Annotated in this window: 13 protein-coding genes; 2 read left to right on the top strand and 11 right to left on the bottom strand. The window is 54.0% G+C overall.

The genetic code is table 11. The features are described 5' to 3' along the window. Positions 1-44: 44 nt before the first annotated feature. The gene (locus KWG64_RS08280) at positions 45-1,652 is read right to left on the bottom strand and encodes a PTS transporter subunit EIIC (RefSeq protein WP_218521573.1); all 1,608 of its coding nucleotides are present in this window, start codon (positions 1,650-1,652) and stop codon (positions 45-47) included. A gap of 450 nt (positions 1,653-2,102) precedes the next feature. Between KWG64_RS08280 and KWG64_RS08275 the strand changes: the two genes are divergently transcribed. Further along, positions 2,103-2,924: an SIS domain-containing protein gene (locus KWG64_RS08275; RefSeq protein WP_255562125.1), complete on the top strand. Its 822-nt coding sequence runs from the start codon at positions 2,103-2,105 to the stop codon at positions 2,922-2,924. Here the strand turns inward: KWG64_RS08275 and KWG64_RS08270 are convergent. The 8 genes from KWG64_RS08270 to KWG64_RS08235 form a co-directional block, all read right to left on the bottom strand. Then, positions 2,907-3,587 carry an epimerase gene (locus KWG64_RS08270; protein ID WP_218521572.1) on the bottom strand — a complete coding sequence of 227 codons (681 nt, stop codon included), beginning with the start codon at positions 3,585-3,587 and terminating at the stop codon, positions 2,907-2,909. The genes KWG64_RS08275 and KWG64_RS08270 overlap by 18 nt on opposite strands. 167 nt (positions 3,588-3,754) lie before the next feature. Beyond that, positions 3,755-5,227 (bottom strand): aspartate aminotransferase family protein, encoded by a 1,473-nt coding sequence (locus KWG64_RS08265; RefSeq protein ID WP_218521571.1) that lies wholly within the window; start codon positions 5,225-5,227, stop codon positions 3,755-3,757. Between the two features lie 18 nt (positions 5,228-5,245). After that, the gene (locus KWG64_RS08260) at positions 5,246-6,631 is read right to left on the bottom strand and encodes a diaminobutyrate--2-oxoglutarate transaminase (RefSeq protein WP_152323797.1); all 1,386 of its coding nucleotides are present in this window, start codon (positions 6,629-6,631) and stop codon (positions 5,246-5,248) included. A gap of 566 nt (positions 6,632-7,197) precedes the next feature. After that, positions 7,198-7,611 (bottom strand): hypothetical protein, encoded by a 414-nt coding sequence (locus tag KWG64_RS08255; RefSeq protein WP_255562124.1) that lies wholly within the window; start codon positions 7,609-7,611, stop codon positions 7,198-7,200. Between the two features lie 105 nt (positions 7,612-7,716). Beyond that, the gene (locus tag KWG64_RS08250; protein WP_218521570.1) at positions 7,717-9,120 is read right to left on the bottom strand and encodes a heavy metal sensor histidine kinase; all 1,404 of its coding nucleotides are present in this window, start codon (positions 9,118-9,120) and stop codon (positions 7,717-7,719) included. Then, a complete protein-coding gene (locus KWG64_RS08245; RefSeq protein WP_218521569.1) occupies positions 9,117-9,809 on the bottom strand; it encodes a heavy metal response regulator transcription factor in 693 nt (230 codons plus the stop codon). Before KWG64_RS08245 ends, KWG64_RS08250 begins: the two co-directional genes overlap by 4 nt. Then, complete coding sequence (locus KWG64_RS08240; RefSeq protein WP_218521568.1) at positions 9,806-12,886, bottom strand: efflux RND transporter permease subunit; 3,081 nt, start codon at positions 12,884-12,886, stop codon at positions 9,806-9,808. Before KWG64_RS08240 ends, KWG64_RS08245 begins: the two co-directional genes overlap by 4 nt. Next, positions 12,883-14,013 carry an efflux RND transporter periplasmic adaptor subunit gene (locus KWG64_RS08235; RefSeq protein WP_218521567.1) on the bottom strand — a complete coding sequence of 377 codons (1,131 nt, stop codon included), beginning with the start codon at positions 14,011-14,013 and terminating at the stop codon, positions 12,883-12,885. Before KWG64_RS08235 ends, KWG64_RS08240 begins: the two co-directional genes overlap by 4 nt. Positions 14,014-14,329: 316 nt before the next feature. Between KWG64_RS08235 and KWG64_RS08230 the strand changes: the two genes are divergently transcribed. Continuing rightward, positions 14,330-15,319 (top strand): aldo/keto reductase, encoded by a 990-nt coding sequence (locus KWG64_RS08230; protein ID WP_218521566.1) that lies wholly within the window; start codon positions 14,330-14,332, stop codon positions 15,317-15,319. A gap of 29 nt (positions 15,320-15,348) precedes the next feature. On the opposite strand, the gene KWG64_RS08225 is transcribed toward KWG64_RS08230, so the two are convergent. Both KWG64_RS08225 and KWG64_RS08220 read right to left on the bottom strand, forming a co-directional pair. Continuing rightward, positions 15,349-15,714: a hypothetical protein gene (locus KWG64_RS08225; protein WP_218521565.1), complete on the bottom strand. Its 366-nt coding sequence runs from the start codon at positions 15,712-15,714 to the stop codon at positions 15,349-15,351. A 169-nt stretch (positions 15,715-15,883) separates the two neighbouring features. Beyond that, positions 15,884-17,548, bottom strand: a complete 1,665-nt coding sequence (locus tag KWG64_RS08220; RefSeq protein ID WP_218521564.1) for a methyl-accepting chemotaxis protein — start codon at positions 17,546-17,548, stop codon at positions 15,884-15,886. Between the last annotated feature and the right edge of the window lie 229 nt (positions 17,549-17,777).

The raw sequence follows: 17,777 nt of genomic DNA, 5'->3' as shown, positions 1-17,777 counted from the left end.
AAAATGAAGCGGTAACAGGGGGAAATAACTCCCCCTCACCTTCGCTATACGCTTTCGAGACAATCCTGCAAATTCGATTTGATAAGCGTGACGTGTGGTCCGTAAATCACCTGAACGCCTTTGCCTTTTCGGATCACGCCTTTTGCGCCGGAGCTTTTCAGCAGCGCGTCATCTACCTGATTTTCATCCAGAACCGTGATACGCAGACGCGTGGCGCAGCAATCGACATCCGAGATATTGGCCGCCCCGCCCAGCCCGGCAATAATGGTTTGCGAAATGTTCAGGCCGCCGCCGGTGACACCAACGGTATTATTTTTCTGGTCACGCGCGGCGAGGTCCTGCCGGGTATAAAGTTTGGTTTCTTCGTTATCGTCTTCGCGTCCCGGCGTTTTGAAATTAAAGCGCGTAATCATGAAGCGGAAACTGAAATAATAAATGGGGAACAGGGGGATCCCGATGAGAATAGCGTTTATCCAGTGACTCTTCGTATTTCCCTGCAAAACACCAAAGAGAATAAAATCAATTAAGCTGCCGGAAAACGTCTGGCCGACGCCGACATTAAAGATGTGGCAGAGCATGAATGACAATCCGGCCAGAAGGCAGTGCAGCACATATAACAATGGCGCGGCGAACAGGAACGAGAATTCAATCGGCTCCGTGATACCCGTCAGAACAGCGGTCAGGGTCGCGGATAACAGCAAACCTAATACCAACCGGCGTTTTTCCGGACGCGCGGTGTGATAAATCGCCAGCGCCGCGCCGGGAATACCGAACAGATAGAACGGGAATTTACCCGCCATAAACCGCGTAGCTTCGACCGAGAACTCTTGGGTATTCGGGCTGGCCAGTTCAGCAAAGAAGATATTCTGCGCACCGGAAACTGTCACGCCGTCGATCACTTCCGTGCCACCGAGGCCGGTTTGCCAGAACGGCATATAGAAAACATGGTGCAAACCGAAAGGGATCAGCGCCCGTTCAATCACGCCGTAGATAAACGTTCCCGCATAGCCCGCGCTGTTAACCAGCCCGCCGAGGTGCAAAATCCCGTTCTGGATGGTCGGCCAGATGTAAAACATCAGGATCCCGACAAACAGATAAGTGATGGCCGAAATGATAGGAATGAACCGCGTACCGCCGAAAAATGAAAACGTTGCGGGCAGTTCTATCCGGTAAAAACGGTTATGCAGCGCGGCAACCCCAAGGCCAGTGATCACACCGCCGAATACGCCCATTTGCAGCGAATTAATCCCCAGCGTCATGCCAAGAGCGCCGTCCGGCAACGCGCCGGGCGTCAGTAATCCGTTGATGTCCAGCATGGCATTAATGGTGGCGTGCATGATGAAAAAGCCAATCGCACCGGAAATAGCGGCCACTTCTTTTTCTTTTTTCGCCATGCCCATTGCGACGCCGATGGCGAACATCACCGGCAGATTGGAAAAGACCACGCTGCCCGAACTTTTCATTACCGTAAGCAAAGCGTGAAGTACTGTGCCATTTCCCAGCACAGATTCCAGGCCGTAAGAGTGAATAGTTGTCTGGTTAGTGAATGATGCACCGATGCCCAGTAATAACCCGGCCACAGGCAGCAAGGCGATCGGGAGCATAAAAGAGCGCCCGATACGCTGAATGATGCCGAACAATGTCGATTTCATAGGATTCTCTTGTTCATGTAGGGGAACAGTTTTTTTCATCAGAAAGGGCATTGGATCGGAGAGCCCGTTTTTGATGCCTTCGCGATAACTTCACAACAAACATTATCAATGTGAAGTTATCGCGATTGCAACCGATTTAAAAGATCGACTTCACAATTTTAAAAGTTAATGTGAATTTACTGAGAAGGTCAGAATAGCGGGTATCAGTGAAGTAGCTGAATCAGTGAGTGCACTAAAGAGCTTGCTGAAAGGAAGACGCATTTTATTCACATTAATTTATCGTAATGTGAACGTTACGCCGTTTAGTTCGACGTCCGTATTCAACAGGTTGATCCCTTGTGTTAACCTTTACGCTTCCTAATCAGTGCAGAGACGGTATGAGAAATGGCCAAAAATGAGGGTGTAGTGCAGGAATCGGACAGTGCTCTTGCGATAGGGGCACGGATCAAAATGTCCCTTTCACAGCTCAACCCTACCGAACGCAGGATCGTCGAATGGCTCATTATCAAAGGCAATATCAGCCAGGAAACCAGTTTGCGTGAAGTGGCTGCGGCGCTGGAAGTCTCTGAACCGTTGCTGGTGAAGGTGGCGAAGAAAGTCGGGTTTTCCGGTTTTCGGGAAATGCGCACGGCGCTAATTAGCTATTTTGAGTCGCTGCCGTATGAGCGGGAAGAGGAAATCACTGAGCATGACAGCCTGGATAACGTGCTGGATAAGGTGTTTTCGAACAGCATTCAGGTGCTGAAAGAAGCGCGTTCGGTGGCTGATGCGGCCACCATCGGCAAAGCCGCGCGGCTTATTTTTCAGGCGCGACGGGTGATCATTTTTGGTGTCGGTGGTTCGGCTTCCGTCGGCATGGACTTCGAGCATAAATTGCTGCGCATCGGGATCATCAGCCACGCCTACAGTGATTTCCACCTGATGCTGATGGCCGCCAGCCAGCTTGACGAAAAAGATGTGGTCATCGCCATCTCACAGTCCGGCGAAACGCGTGAAATGCTCAATGCCGCGAATACCGCCATCGCGAACAAAGCAAAACTCATCTGTATCACCAATGACAACGGTTCCCCGCTTTCTCAATGTTCTGATTTATCTATTTTCAGCCCGGCAATGAGCGGCCCGTTGCTGGGGCAAAATGCGGTGGCGAGGATCGTACAACTGAACCTGCTAGACAGCCTCTTTATCGCCATTCTTCTTGAAGATTATCAGGGCAATAAAGAAAAACTGTCACGCGGAATCGACGTGGTCAGCCCGTTACATACGGCGAGGTGAAGAATGCGCCATTCTGCCGATATCTTCCGTTTCCAGAATGGCTTTTTGATTGCCATATCGGACCAGATTTAACATCGCTTTGCCTATGTCTTCCGTCGTCAGAATGGCGCGGGGAAACAGACGTTTTAGCAACGGTAAAACCGGCGATAAGATCTGATAAAGCACCCGGTAACTGGTTGTTTTGGAACGCGCGCCGTTCAGCGGCTGGATCATGCCAGGACGGAACATCCACGCCGAAGCAAAGCCTTTTGCCAGAAGGGCATTTTCGGTTTTCCCTTTCACCCGCGCCCACATGCTTTTGCCCTGCTCCGAGCTGTCCGTTCCGGCACCGGAAACATAGATAAACGCCATCGCCGGATTCACCTGGTACAACCGGGAAGCCACGTCCAGCGTCAGATCATACGTAAGTTTGCTGTACTGCGCTTCGGTCATGCCCGCCGAACTGACGCCTAGACAAAAAAAGCACGCCGCATACTGGCTCATCTCATTCGTCGTGAAAGGGCTGAGGAGATCGGCGGTAACAATCTGCCTGAGCTTCGGGTGACTTTCCGCCAGCGGGGAACGCACAACCACCGTGACCGATTTCACGTCATCCGCCCTGAGGCATTCAAGCAAAACGCCCTGACCGACCATGCCTGTCGCGCCATAAATCAAGATATCCATCGAATGCCTCATCATTTTAAAATTCGTACAATGAATGGATTATAGAGGGGAACGCCGGGCTTTCAGGTGGTTTTTCGTGTCGTGGAAAATTGTGTTTCAGGCATAAAAAAGCCGGTAACACCTGAAAGTGTTACCGGCTTTTTACTGCGTTCTTTACAGAACCAGACTTACTGGTTCAGCAGTTGCTGTGCGGTTTTCTCAACCAGCGCCAGCAGGACTTTGACATCCTCCAGCGTTACGGTCGGGTTCAGCAACGTCAGTTTCAGGCAAGTCACGCCGTTATGCTCGGTCACGCCCACGTTGGCACGGCCGGATTCCAGCAGCGCATCACCGATTTTCTGGTTCAGCAGCGCGATAGCCGCGTCGCTGGCAGTCGCCAGCTGCTGTGGACGATAACGGAACAGAACGCTCGCCAGCTGAGGCTTCATCACCAGTTCCAGCGCGGCTTCGGACGTCACGAACTGCGCCACGTCTTGTGCCAGCGTCACACCGTGATCGATGATTTCGGCGTACTGTTTCTGACCCAACGCTTCCAGACCCATCCACAGTTTCAGTGCATCGAAACGGCGGGTGGTTTGCAGCGATTTAGACACCAGATTTGGCACGCCAGCCGCTTCGTCGAACTCAGAGTTCAGGTAAGCCGCCTGATAGCGCATCAGCTCGTAGTGACGCTCTTCTTTAAGCAGGAACGCGCCGCAACTGATGGTCTGGAAGAACTGTTTGTGGAAGTCCAGCGTGATGGAATCCACCAGCTCAATACCGTCCAGGTAATGACGATATTTTTCAGACAGCAGCAAGGCACCGCCCCACGCCGCATCAACGTGCACCCAAATCTGGTGCTCCGCGGCCAGTTCAGCAATTTTACGCAGCGGATCGATAGCACCGGCGTCGGTGGTACCGGCTGTTGCGACGATCGCCAGGATCTGCTCGCCGTTGGCCTGCGCCTGTGCCACTTTCTCGCGTAAATCGTTGAAGTCCATACGGGCAAATTCATCGGTTTTCACAAGCGTCACGGACTGATAACCGAGGCCCAGCAATGCCATGTTCTTCTGCACGGAGAAGTGCGCGTTTTCAGAACATAACACTTTAATTTTACGCAGATTACCGGTCAGGCCATCCTGCTGGATGGAGTGTCCCTGACGGGCGAAGAACGCGTCACGCGCCAGCATCAGCCCCATCAGATTGCTCTGGGTGCCGCCGCTGGTGAACACGCCCGCATCGCCAGCCTGGTAACCGACCTGAGTACGCAGCCATTCAATCAGCTTCATCTCGATGATGGTCGCTGACGGGCTTTGGTCCCAGGAGTCCATGCTCTGGTTAGTGGCGTTAATCAGCACTTCCGCGGCCTGGCTAATCACCAGACTCGGGCAATGCAGATGCGCCACGCACTGCGGGTGATGCACCGACAGGCTGTCTTTCAGGAAGTATTCAATCGCACGTTCAATCGCAGCCTGGTTGCCCAGGCCCTGAGGATTGAAATCAAGCCGAATACGCTCACGCAGTTCTGCAACGGTTTTCCCCTGATACATCTCAGGTTGTTGCAGCCACTGCACAACAGCTTCACTGCTCTGTGCAATGGCCTGCTGGTAGGCTTCAGTGCTTTGCGCTGAGCCTGCCAGAATCGGGTTTAACTCGGACATCAGAATCTCTTACTCCGCTCAGACAGGTTTGATGCCAGCCGCCAGAAGCGCCTGCTCAAACTTATCGAGGAAAATACCCAGCTCATCGTTTGTGATCAGCAGGGATGGCAACAGGCGCAGCACGCAACCATTACGGCCACCGCGTTCCAGGATCAGGCCAGCACCGAAGCATTTTTTCTGCAACAGCGCAGACAAATCGCCATCAGCCGGGTAGCAACCCATGTGATCCTGCGCTTCGTTGGGTTTAACGATCTCGATACCGATCATCAGGCCCAGACCACGCACATTACCGATCACCGGATAACGTTTTTGCAGGTCAGCCAGTTTGCCTTTCAGCCATTCACCCTGCGCGGCGACTTTTTCTGCAATCTTTTCTTCTTTCAAGATTTTCAGCGTCGTCAGGCCGGTGGCCATTGCCAGTTGGTTACCACGGAATGTACCGGTGTGGTGACCCGGTGCCCAGGCGTCGAACTGTTTTTTGATACCCAGAACTGCCAGTGGCAAGCCGCCGCCGACCGCTTTAGACATCACGATGATGTCCGGCTCGATACCCGCGTGTTCGAAGGCGAACTGTTTGCCGGTACGGCAGAAGCCAGCCTGAACTTCGTCGAGGATCAACAGAATGCCGTGTTCCTGAGTCACTTTACGGATGCGCTGCAACCACTCAGCCGGAGCCGGGTTCACGCCGCCTTCGCCCTGAACGGCTTCCAGAATCACGGCCGCAGGTTTGCGAACGCCGCTTTCCACGTCGTTGATCAGGTTTTCGAAGTAATAGGTTAATGCTTTAACGCCGGCTTCACCGCCAATGCCCAGCGGGCAGCGGTACTGGTGCGGGTAAGGCATGAACTGCACTTCCGGCATCATGCCGTTTACCGCTTCTTTCGGAGACAGGTTACCGGTCACCGCCAGCGTGGCGTGTGTCATACCGTGATAACCGCCGGAGAAGCTGATGATGCCAGAGCGACCGGTGACTTTTTTAGCCAGTTTCATGGCCGCTTCTACCGCATCCGCACCGGACGGGCCGGTGAATTGCAGGCAATACTCTTTGCCCTGTTGCGGCAGTAAAGAAAGCAGATATTCTGAGAACTGATCTTTCAACGGGGTTGTCAGATCCAGTGTATGTAACGGCAAGCCGCTGGTAATGACATTTTGGATGCTTTGCAGCACGTCCGGATGATTATGTCCAAGAGCCAGCGTACCGGCACCGGCAAGGCAATCAAGATATTGATTATTCTCAACATCGGTGATCCACACGCCATTGGCCTTCGCAATTGCTAACGGCAACTTGCGCGGGTAGCTCCTGACATTCGATTCAAATTCAGCTTGTCTCGCCAAATAGGTTTCATTGTTTCCGTTTAATGAATTCGCACCTAAACTGTCAATACGGACTTTATCCGTCATCATATCTCTCCTACAACCGCAGGTTATGGAAACGCTGCAATTGAATAAATGTATTTAAAAGGTAAGTACCATGAGAAAAACGCGGCCAATATATGGCTTTTTACTCTGTACCTCAATAATTTATTTTGTATAGAATTGTTTATTCTTTTTTAGCGGAATCAATATGTTGCTGATTTAGTGAACGATCGTGCTGACTTAACTCCGTTACACGGTCATTAATAAAGCACTAAAAAGCACTTCCTGTCAGGTAAACAACGGGTAAACGCGTGATACCACGGGAACAAAATTGCCCTTAAGTGACATCGCCTCGCCCCGCGCTGGCCGTGACTACGCACCGGCGCAGAGGCCGGATAGCAGATCCCAAAAAGAACATTGTTATTATAGCCTGCCGGATGTAAGGCAGCCGAAGATAATAACTTTGCGGGCAGTAAATGGCTGAATATTAGCCGAATATAAATTTTGAAATATATTACACCGATATAACGGCGGGTTATTAATGAAGTAATTCGGACTTTTATTATAACGGCGAATAACGGAAACACGATTTCCTAAACGCATCCGCAATATTGCTAGCTATTTTTCGCCTTATCTTTCCCTTTGCGATAAAGGCCATACAGCGCGGCGTAATCCTGAAAAACCTGTACCAGAAAGGCATCCGCTTCGTGGCCGAGCGTACTGCTGGTCTGCATCTGATAGCGCGCTTTTACCGCATCAATCCACAATTTCTCCGCCGCCGGGCCGGGTTCCTGCACCAGATGCGCCAGCCAGTAGACGGTGTTACGCCTGACTGTCACCACCGGATCCGGACAACGGCAACACCACCAGACCGGTTCGAGTATTTTAGAGAACATCACCGAACTGATCCCCCGCCAGGCCTGCACGGTATAAGGAAGCGGCGTCCACGCACTTTGCCAGTGAACCGCCTGCCCCGTCAGCAACGACATCATCAGCGCCTGCGCCGAGGGCGATAAAATTTTGGTCATGTGCTCCCTTTATCTTTCTGGCTAATCATCTAAAAACCTTAAGAAAGATAGCCTGTCTCATCGGGAACGCTGAATTTTTTTTATCGGGAGTTCAGCGCAGAATGATTATTTCGGCAGAACCAGCGTAAAACGGCTGCCTTTGCCCGGTTCGCTTTCGACGACAATGCGCCCGCCGTGCAATTCCGCGATAGTTTTCACTATCGCCAGCCCGAGGCCGGTGTTTTCAGTCCGGCTGCGCGAGGCGTCGATCCGGTAGAAACGGTCAAAAATCAGCGGCAGATGTTCAGCCGCAATTCCTTCGCCGGAATCTTCGATACTCAGCCAGACAAACTGCGCGTCATCCCGGGCGCTCAGGGTAATCAGCCCGTTTTCGCCGGTATGGCGGATGGCGTTAGACAGAATATTCGACAGCGCACGCTGGATTAGCAGCGGATCGCCCTGCAACGCGATATCGCCTTCGCTGACCAGCCGGATGTTTTTTTCTTCCGCCAGCACGTCGTAAAAATTGATCAGCTTTTCAAATTCGTGACGGCTGCTCATCCACTCTTTCGCCAGAGATTCGCGGCTGTTGTCTGCCCGGGCGAGAAACAGCATGGAGGAAATCATACGGGACAAACGTTCACCTTCTTCAACAATGGCGGCAAGGGTTTCCTGATATTCCCGGCTGCTGCGGTCTTTCGATTGCGTCACGCTGGCAGCGGAAATCAGGTTATTGATCGGCGCACGTAATTCGTGGGCGATGTCGGAGGAAAAACGGTTGAGCTGCTTAAACGAGGCTTCAAGCCGCATCATCATCCGGTCAAAAGACGCGGCCAGCGCGTTCAGCTCCGTCGGCCAGCGTTGCGTGGAAATACGGGTATGCAGGTCTTCGGCGTGGATTTTCTCGATATCCGCGATGATCAGCCGCAGCGGCGATAATCCCCGGCGCGCCAGCCAGAAACCCAGAGCGGCAAACAGGATGATCGCCAGCGCGGCAATCACCTGCATCATCTGATAATAATTTTCGATGATTTCATTATTTTTGGACACGTTCAGCGCCGCCTGCACCAGCCATTGCTGGTTGTCGCGGAGGGTGAAATGCGTCGAGGTGATCAGGTATTTTTCGCGGTGTTCTTCATCGCCGTAGCGCCACGAGCGGTAACTGAAGTTTTGCGTCGGCGGTGAGAAGTCAGACTGCGGCACGCGCATATTCGCCGACTGGGAATAGATTTTTCCGTCCGGGCTGATGATGCGCAACGAAAGACGTTCCTGCTTCGCCACGAATTCAAACAGTTCCTTTTGCCACTGCGCTTCCGTGCCCTGCCGCTCGCTGATGGCGATCGCCATTTCCTGCTGAAACTGCATTGAGCTGCGCAGTTCCTGTTCATCTTTCTGATTGAGCTGCGAACGCATGGTGGAATACAACAGACCGGACACGCTATACAAAACAATCGCCATCGTCAGCGAAAAATAGAGCGTTAACCGGAAAGTAATCGGCATATTTCGCAGTGCGCGAATAAGGGATTTCATGAGGCGCGCAGTTCCAGCACATACCCTGCGCCGCGCAGCGTATGCAGCAGTTTGTCCTCGAAATTGTCATCAATTTTGTTGCGCAGACGACGGATCGCCACGTCGATGACGTTAGTTTCCGGATCGAAATTCATGTCCCACACCTGCTCGGCCAGCACCGTGCGGGAAAGCACTTCACCGGAGCGGCGCATCAGCAAACTCAGCAAGAGAAACTCTTTTTGGGTGAGTTCGATGCGCACGCCGCCACGTGTCACTCTGTGCTTAAGAAAATCGAGGGTCAGATCCGCCACCTGTAACTGATTTTCTTCTGCTGCGGGTGAAAGCTGCGCCGTCTGCCGCCGCAGGATCACCCGCGCGCGGGCGAGCAGTTCGCTGAACGAAAACGGCTTAATCAGATAATCTTCCGCGCCCAGTTCCAGCCCGCGCACGCGGTCTTCGACGTCGTCACGCGCGGTCAGAAACATAATCGGTGTTTGTTTACCGGCCTGACGCGCCATTTCAATCACTTTCCAGCCATCAATGCCCGGCAACATAACGTCCAGAATGGCCAGGTCATATTCATTGGTCAGCAGAAAATGCAGCCCGTCGACGCCGTTTTGTGCGACATCCACGACGAAATTATTCTCCGTTAACCCCTTGGCAATATATTCAGACGCCATTTTCTGGTCTTCCACCAACAGTAACCTCATGCCAGCTCCTTCACCTCAGGGTTTTCGGCCTTGCTGCCTTTGCCATCAAACAGTAAGAACAGCACCGGGGTAATAAACAGAGTAATAAATTGCGAGAACAGCAGCCCGCCGACAATCGCAACGCCCATTGGCTGACGTAGCTCCGCCCCGGCTCCCAGCCCCAGCGCGATGGGCAATGCACCCATGATCGCGCAGAGCGTGGTCATCATGATCGGCCTGAATCGCTGTAAATAGGCTTGAACAATGGCGTCGTGCGGGCTCATGCCGTGCTCGCGTTGTGCGGCTAACGCGAAGTCTATCATCATGATAGCGTTCTTTTTCACAATGCCGATCAGCAGCAAAATGCCGATCATGGCGATAAACGTCAGATCGAGATTAAACAACCGCAGCGCCAGCAAAGCGCCCACCGCCGCCGACGGCAGCCCGAGCAAAATGGTCAGCGGGTGGATCCAGCTTTCGTACAACACGCCGAGAATGACGTAAATCACCGCCAGCGCCAGCAGGATCAGCCAGATCTGGCTGCTCTGCGATTGCTGATAGAGCGCCGCCTGCCCGGCATAGGTGCCGAAAACCGAAGGTGGCATTTTGAGCGTTTGCTGCGCCTGCGAAATGGCCTGTGTGGCGTCCGATAAGGATTTGCCCGGCGCGAGGTCGAATGACAGCGTGATCGCCGGTAACTGCCCCTGATGGTTCACCGCCGTCACGCCCGCCGCACGGGAAATATGGGTAAACGTCGTGACCGGCAGCAGGGAATTATCGGAAGCGCGGACATAGATTTTCGACAGGTCACTTTCGTTTTGCCGGAACGGTGCCTGCACTTCCATGATGACCTCGTAGCTGTCTTCCGGCGCGTAAATGGTCGAAACCTGATACGTCCCGAACGCGTCGTAAAGATTTTTGCGGATCTGCTGAACGTCCACGCCCATCAGCGACGCTTTATTGCGGTCGATCACCAGCTGCGCCTGCAAACCGTTCAGCTGCGCATCGCTGTTCAGCCCGACAAACACCCCGCTCTTTTGCATCTCGCCCATGAGTTTGTTCGCCCAGTCATTCAGGCTGGTGCCGCCGCCGCTGCTCACCGATTGCAGCGTGTACTGATAGCTGCTTTTCGAGCTGCGTCCGCCGACTCTCAGGTTCTGCACCGCGCTGTAAAACACATTAATGCCCGGCAGATAGCTTGTTTCTGAACGCATCTGTTTCAGCACGTCGGCCATTGCCGGGCGCAGGCTGGCGTCTTTAAGCGTGAGCGAGAGCTGAGTCGTATCGTGGTCAACTTTGGTCACAACGTCCGCCACGCTCGGATCCTGCAACAGGGTTTTGCCCAGCTGATCGGCCACGCTGAGACGGCCTTCATAAGACATGTCCTGCGGCGCGTCGATATTGGCCGTCACCTGCCCGATATCTTCCTGCGGGAAGAACCCTTTTGGCGAGATCCAGTATAAACCGGCAGTCAGAATCACCGTGCTCAGCGCCACGCTCAGCGTAATCAGCCGGTGACGGATTGCCCATTCCAGCCCGTGCGCATAATGCTGGCGCAGCCCTTCGAACGCCGCCTCAAACGCCCGGCTCCAGCGCGGTTCCGGTTTCTCTTCGCCGGTATGTGGCTTAATCAGCATCGGCACCAGCAGCGGAATAATCGTCAGGGACGCCGCCGCCGACACCAGAATCGCCAGCGACACCACATAAGCAAATTCATGGAACAGCAGCCCCAGCGTGCCCGGCATAAAGAAGATCGGGATGAAGACTGCAATCAGCGACAGCGAGATCGACACCACGGTAAACGCCACTTCGCGCACACCTTTCAGCGCGGCCTGGAACGGTTTTTCCCCCTGCTCGATATAACGCATGATGTTTTCGAGCACCACAATGGCGTCATCCACCACCAGCCCGACGGCAATCGTCAGCCCCATCAGGGAAATATTATCGAGGCTCAGGCCAAACGCATACATCAGCGCAAACGCCCCCAGCAGCGAAATCGGCAAACTCAGCGCCGGGATCAGCGTCGCGCGGGCGTGACGCAGGAACAGCAGGATCACCATGATGACCAGACCGATGGTCAACACCAGCGTCATCGTGACGTCATGAATCGCGTTGCGGATGGAAACCGAGCGGTCATTGAGGATTTTGACGTTCACGGACGCGGGCATCTGCGCCTGAATTTTTGGCAGCAGCTGGCGGATGGAGTCGAGCGTTGCCACAATATTCGCACCCGGCTGACGCTGTACGCTGAGCACAATCGCATGATGGCCGTTGACCGCACTGTAGCTCAGCGTGTTTTCGATACTGTCTTCGACGGACGCCACATCAGAAAGCCGCACCGGCTGGCCGTTGCGGGTGGCAATCACCACATTCGCAAAGTCTGCCGCATTCATCAGGTCACCACGGGTCTGCAACATCACCATCTGGCGTTTGCCGTCCAGCTCGCCGATCGGCGAACTGGCGTTGGCGGCGCTCAGCGCGCTGTTCACCTCTTCCAGCGTGAGATCGGTGGCCGCCAGTTTGTCCGGGTTTATTTCCACCCGCACCGCATACCGTTTCTGGCCGATTACCGAGACCTGCGCCACGCCGGTCAGCGTAGAGAGCGCAGGAGAAATCAGGTCGTCCGAATACCGGTTGAGATCGGAAAGCGGCATCGACGGCGAATCCAGCCCGATCTGCACAATCGGCGCATCCGCCGGGTTAATTTTGCGAAACGACGGCGGCGTGGTCATTTCAGACGGCAGCTGTTTCATCGCCTGATACAGCGCCGACTGCACGTCTACCGATGCCGAATCGATATTTCGCGACGGATCAAACTCCATCACGATGGTGGTCGCGCCCTGCAAACTGTTGGACGTCAGCGTGACCACGCCCGGAATGGTAGAAAGCTTTTTCTCCAGCGGCGTCGCCACGGAAGACGCCATGGTTTCCGGGCTGGCGCCGGACAGCGACGCATTGACCTGAATCGTGGGCGTATCGTAATTGGGCAAGGCGGCAATCGGCAGTTTGAACCAGCACAGCAAACCGGCGGCCATCACGGCCAGCCACAGCAACATCACGGCAATCGGGCGTTTCAGACACAGTTCGGACAAACTCATAAGGCCTGCCCCGCATGCTGGGTCGCCACCGTGACCGGCATACCCGGACGCAGCATTCGCGCACCTTCCGACACCACCTGCATGCCTGCCGACACACCTTCCACCACCGCCATTTGTTGCTGAATTCGCAGCAACGTCACCGGCACCGTCGCCGCATGATTTTGCTTATCGATAACGTAGACAAAATGCCCGTCCGGCCCATCCTGCACCGCCTGCGGAGGCAACACCACCGCGCCGGGCGTGGTGCCTGCATCCACGGTGATATTCTGATAAAGCCCCGGCCACAGCAGGTTGCTGGCGTTGGTGAACGTCGCTTTGAAGCTGACCGTCCCGCTGGTGGTGCTCACGCTGTTATCGATAAAATTCAGCGTACCGGCGATACGTTTGCCGTTGGCATCATTCACCCAGACTTTCACCGGCTGATGCTGCTGCGCGACAATCACCGCATTCAGGTTCTGTTCGGGCAGTGTAAATTCCGCGCCAATCGGGTCGAACTGGTTGATGCTGACCAGAGGCAGCGTGCTGGTCGGCTGCGCCAGACTGCCGGGATGCACGTTCAGCGCACCGGTTTTACCGCTGACCGGCGCAATAATTCGGGTATACGCCAGCTGCGCCTGCGCGGTGCGGATATCGTCCTGCGCGGAAAGGTACTGTGCGGCATATTGCTGCGAGGCGCTGACCAGCGTGTCCCAGTCGGATGAAGAAATGTAGTTCTGTTTCACCAGCGATTTACCGCGATTCAGATCGCTGACGGCTTTGTCGCGCTGGGCTTTCATCACCGCCAGCTGCGCTACCGCATGATGCAGCGCGGCCTGCTGTTCGGCGTCATCAAGCACAAATAACAGCTGCCCTTTTTTGACGAAATCGCCTTCGTGGAACGCCACCTGCGCCACGGAACTGGTGATTTGCGCGCGGACATCCACCTGATTAAGCGAAACCAGATGCCCCTGCGTGTTCAGCGTCAGGGGCAAATCTTTGGTTTGCGCCGCCACCAGAGTGACCAGCGGCGCAGTGGCCGCCGGTTTTTCAGCCGCTGGCGAACTGCGCAACGAATAGCCCCAGAAAGAGACTCCGCAAACCAGCACTAACGTGATTACAGCAAGGCGCTTCGGCCTGGAAATGTTCATACAGCGGGTCTTCCCGGCAATAAGATATTGCGCCGAGTCTACGCTGCGCGCCCCTACAGAAAGCCGCCAGAAAAATGACAACTTTGTCATGTTCCCGCAGGCTCTCTCCGATTAATGAACTCAGCTCATAAAGGTATGCGGATTGCCCCCTCTAATCCGATGAACCTTCAGCGACTATGATTCAGTCCACGTTAAGCTTGCGTTGTTATTCATCCTGAAATCACAGGATTTTAGGATTACAGGATAAAGCTCCACGCAACGGATCGCAGATCCCACGGACACTGAACGTATCACGTCAATACTGAGGAAAAATCACATGCAAAAACGCTTACTGGGCAAATCTGGCCTCGAAGTTTCGTCTCTCGGTTTAGGCTGCATGGGGCTGAGCTTTGGTTACGGCGCCGCAACGGAAACCCGTCAGGCCATTGAACTTATCCGCGCAGCGGTAGAACGCGGCGTGACCTTCTTTGACACCGCCGAAGTCTACGGCCCGTACCTTAACGAAGAAGTGGTCGGCGAAGCGCTGGCACCGGTGCGCGATAAAGTAGTGATCGCCACGAAATTTGGTTTCACCTTTGGCGACGATAACAAACAGCAGATCCTCAACAGCCGCCCGGAACACATTCGCGTCGCGGTGGAAGGCTCGCTGAAACGCCTGAAAACCGACGTCATCGATCTGCTTTACCAGCACCGCGTAGATCCGGAAGTACCGATTGAAGACGTCGCCGGCGCAGTAAAAGATCTGATTGCCGAGGGTAAAGTGAAGCACTTCGGGTTGTCCGAAGCGGGCGCACAAACTATCCGCCGTGCACACGCCGTACAGCCGGTTACCGCGCTGCAAAGCGAATATTCCATGTGGTGGCGCGAGCCGGAGCAGGAAATCATTCCGACGCTGGAAGAGCTGGGTATTGGTTTTGTGCCCTTCAGCCCGCTGGGAAAAGGCTTCCTGACCGGCGCATTTGATGCGAATGCCACCTTTGGAAGCGACGATTTCCGCAGCAAAGTGCCGCGTTTCTCGCCGGAAGCGCTGGCAGCAAACCAGAGCCTGCTGGGGGTGATTCATAACATCGCGCAGGAAAAACGCGTTACACCGGCACAGATTGCGCTGGCCTGGCTGCTGGCACAAAAACCGTGGATTGTACCGATTCCGGGCACCACCAAACTGCACCGTCTGGAAGAAAACTTAGGCGCAACGGACGTCACGCTGAGCGACAGCGAATTACGCAATCTTGCCAGCGCGCTGGCCGCCGTCGAAGTTCACGGCGACCGCTATCCGGCCGCGTTGCAGGCACGCGTCGGGCGCTGAAACTCAAAAGCGACGAAACCGGAGCGGGCTCAGTTCCGCTCCGGATCCCCGGCTTCATCACGCATTTTTTGCGCCCGCGCCAGTCTGTCCATTTCATATTGTTTATTGCGCTCGACCGCTTCCTTATGAATGCGGTCAGTCTCGGCATTCTGCTGTTTAACACGTTCCTCAACCTGTCTGGCATAGTCGCGGGAACTCTTCTCAAACTCTTCCTGTTGTTTTCGTTGCTGTTGCAGAACCTGTTCATACTGCTGACGGTTCTTCTCAGCGGCCTGATCCAGAAACTGCTGACGCGATTGCACATCCGCGTTAGCCACAAAACTGAAAAGCAAAGCCGCTGTACCCGCGACAATCCCCGGAAGTGCATTATTTTTAGCTGTCAGAAAACCGGCCATATGAAAACTCCCTTTCAAAAAATGAGTGTGTTTTACAGGAAAACAATAACAAAGAGGGGAAGTACGGCAGTTAGGGGAAGTGTCTTAAAAGTCTGTAAACGGCAGAAAAGTAAAAAACCCGATACTCAGTACCGGGTTTGGAGAATTAACGCAGAACATAATCAGAAAATCAGAAGGTTTCCCACGAGCCTTCATCGGCGGCAGGCACCGCGCGACGGTTTGGCAATAACGCCGGGGATTTAACCAGCGTCGCTTTGCGCACGGCGGAGGTTGCCGTCGCCGCGCTGACTTTAAAGATGCTGATGGCCTGCGACAGGCGCTCCGCCTGCTCATTCAGGGAATACGCCGCCGAAGAGGCTTCCTGAACCAGCGCGGCGTTCTGCTGCGTGACTTCGTCCATCTGGTTGATGGCTTTGTTGATCTCTTCGATGCCGGTGCTTTGCTCGTTGCTGGCAATCGCAATTTCGCCCACGATATCGGTCACGTTCTTCACGCTGGACACCACTTCGGCCATGGTTGCGCCCGCTTTGGCGACCAGTTGCGTTCCGTTATCGACTTTCAGAACAGAATCGTCGATCAGCGATTTAATCTCTTTCGCCGCCGAAGCAGAACGCTGCGCCAGATTGCGCACTTCCGAGGCCACCACAGCAAAACCGCGACCCTGTTCACCGGCACGCGCGGCTTCCACGGCGGCGTTCAGCGCCAGAATGTTGGTCTGGAACGCAATGCCGTCGATGACCGCGATGATATCGACAATTTTACGGGAAGACGCGTTGATGCCTTCCATCGTATTAACGACTTCGCCCACCACTTCACCGCCCTGCACCGCCACGCGGGAAGCCTGCGCCGCCAGCTGATTAGCCTGACGCGCATTATCAGCATTCTGTTTCACCGTCGCGGTCATCTGTTCCATCGCCGAGGCGGTTTCTTCCAGAGAGCTGGCCTGCTGTTCGGTGCGGGAAGACAAATCCAGGTTCCCGGCGGCAATTTCGCTGGACGCACTGTTAATCGCATTGGTTCCGGCGCGGACTTCAGTCACGATCTTGAGCAGATTTTCGTTCATGTTTTTCAGGCCCTGCATCAGCTGGCCCGTTTCGTCGTGGGAATTCACCTGAATTTGCGTGGTCAGGTCACCTGCCGCCACGTTTTCTGCCACTTTCACCGCGTTAAGCAGCGGACGGGTGATAGAACGGGTCAGGAAATAGCCCATTGCCGCTGCAACAAGGATCGCCAGCGCGGAAAAAATCAGCGTCAGTTCAATGGCGGTATGCCCGTCTGCCACGGCTTTTTTGCCTTCGGCCTGCAATTGCTGATCCTGAGAATTGGCAAAAGCGGTCGCCAGATCCAGATACGCGTTCTGCGACGTGGTCAGTTTACGCAGAACATATTCGGTTGCGCCGTCCATATCACCGGCGCGGGCCAGTGCAATCAGCGCTTCTTTGCCGCTTTCAAACGCATCGCTGGCATCCTGCAAGGCTTTGATTTTTTGCTTGCCGGTCACCGTTGTCTGGATGGCCGCAATTTTGCTCATCGCCAGATTGGTTTGTTTAATGGTGTCATCCAGCTGTAAATAACGTTTTTGGTTTTGCTCAGGATTTTTGGTATCGATAACAATTCCGCGCAAGAATTTAATCTGGTTATTCACACCGTCGCGGACATCAAATGCCAGACGAACTTTCACATAACGATCGTTGACTATTTGCTCAATACTGGCGTTGATACCGCTTATTTTGGTTACTGCCGTCACGCTGACGATGATTAATAGCAGAATTACCAGGCTGAATGCGGCCCCCAAACGGGCACCCACCCGCATATTGTTGATCATCTTAAACATTCTCACTCCCTTATTTCCTGGCCAATAAAATGTATACAACGCGAAACAATTCAAATTGCTGATGATTGCATAGCGAAATCACTGTTTATTTTCTTTTAAATAATCCGAAAACCCTTATCTCAAATTAATTTTTTGACGCGGGAATAAAACCCTTAGAAATATTTAACGTTCAGGAAGGTTATCGGTACAAATAAAGAGATCTTTAGTGAATGAATTATTAGGGAAGTGT

The organism is Rahnella sp. PD12R (assembly GCF_019200965.1).
In the GTDB taxonomy this organism is placed as follows: Bacteria; Pseudomonadota; Gammaproteobacteria; order Enterobacterales; family Enterobacteriaceae; genus Rahnella; species Rahnella laticis.
This window is presented reverse-complemented; position numbering and strand designations above follow the sequence as displayed.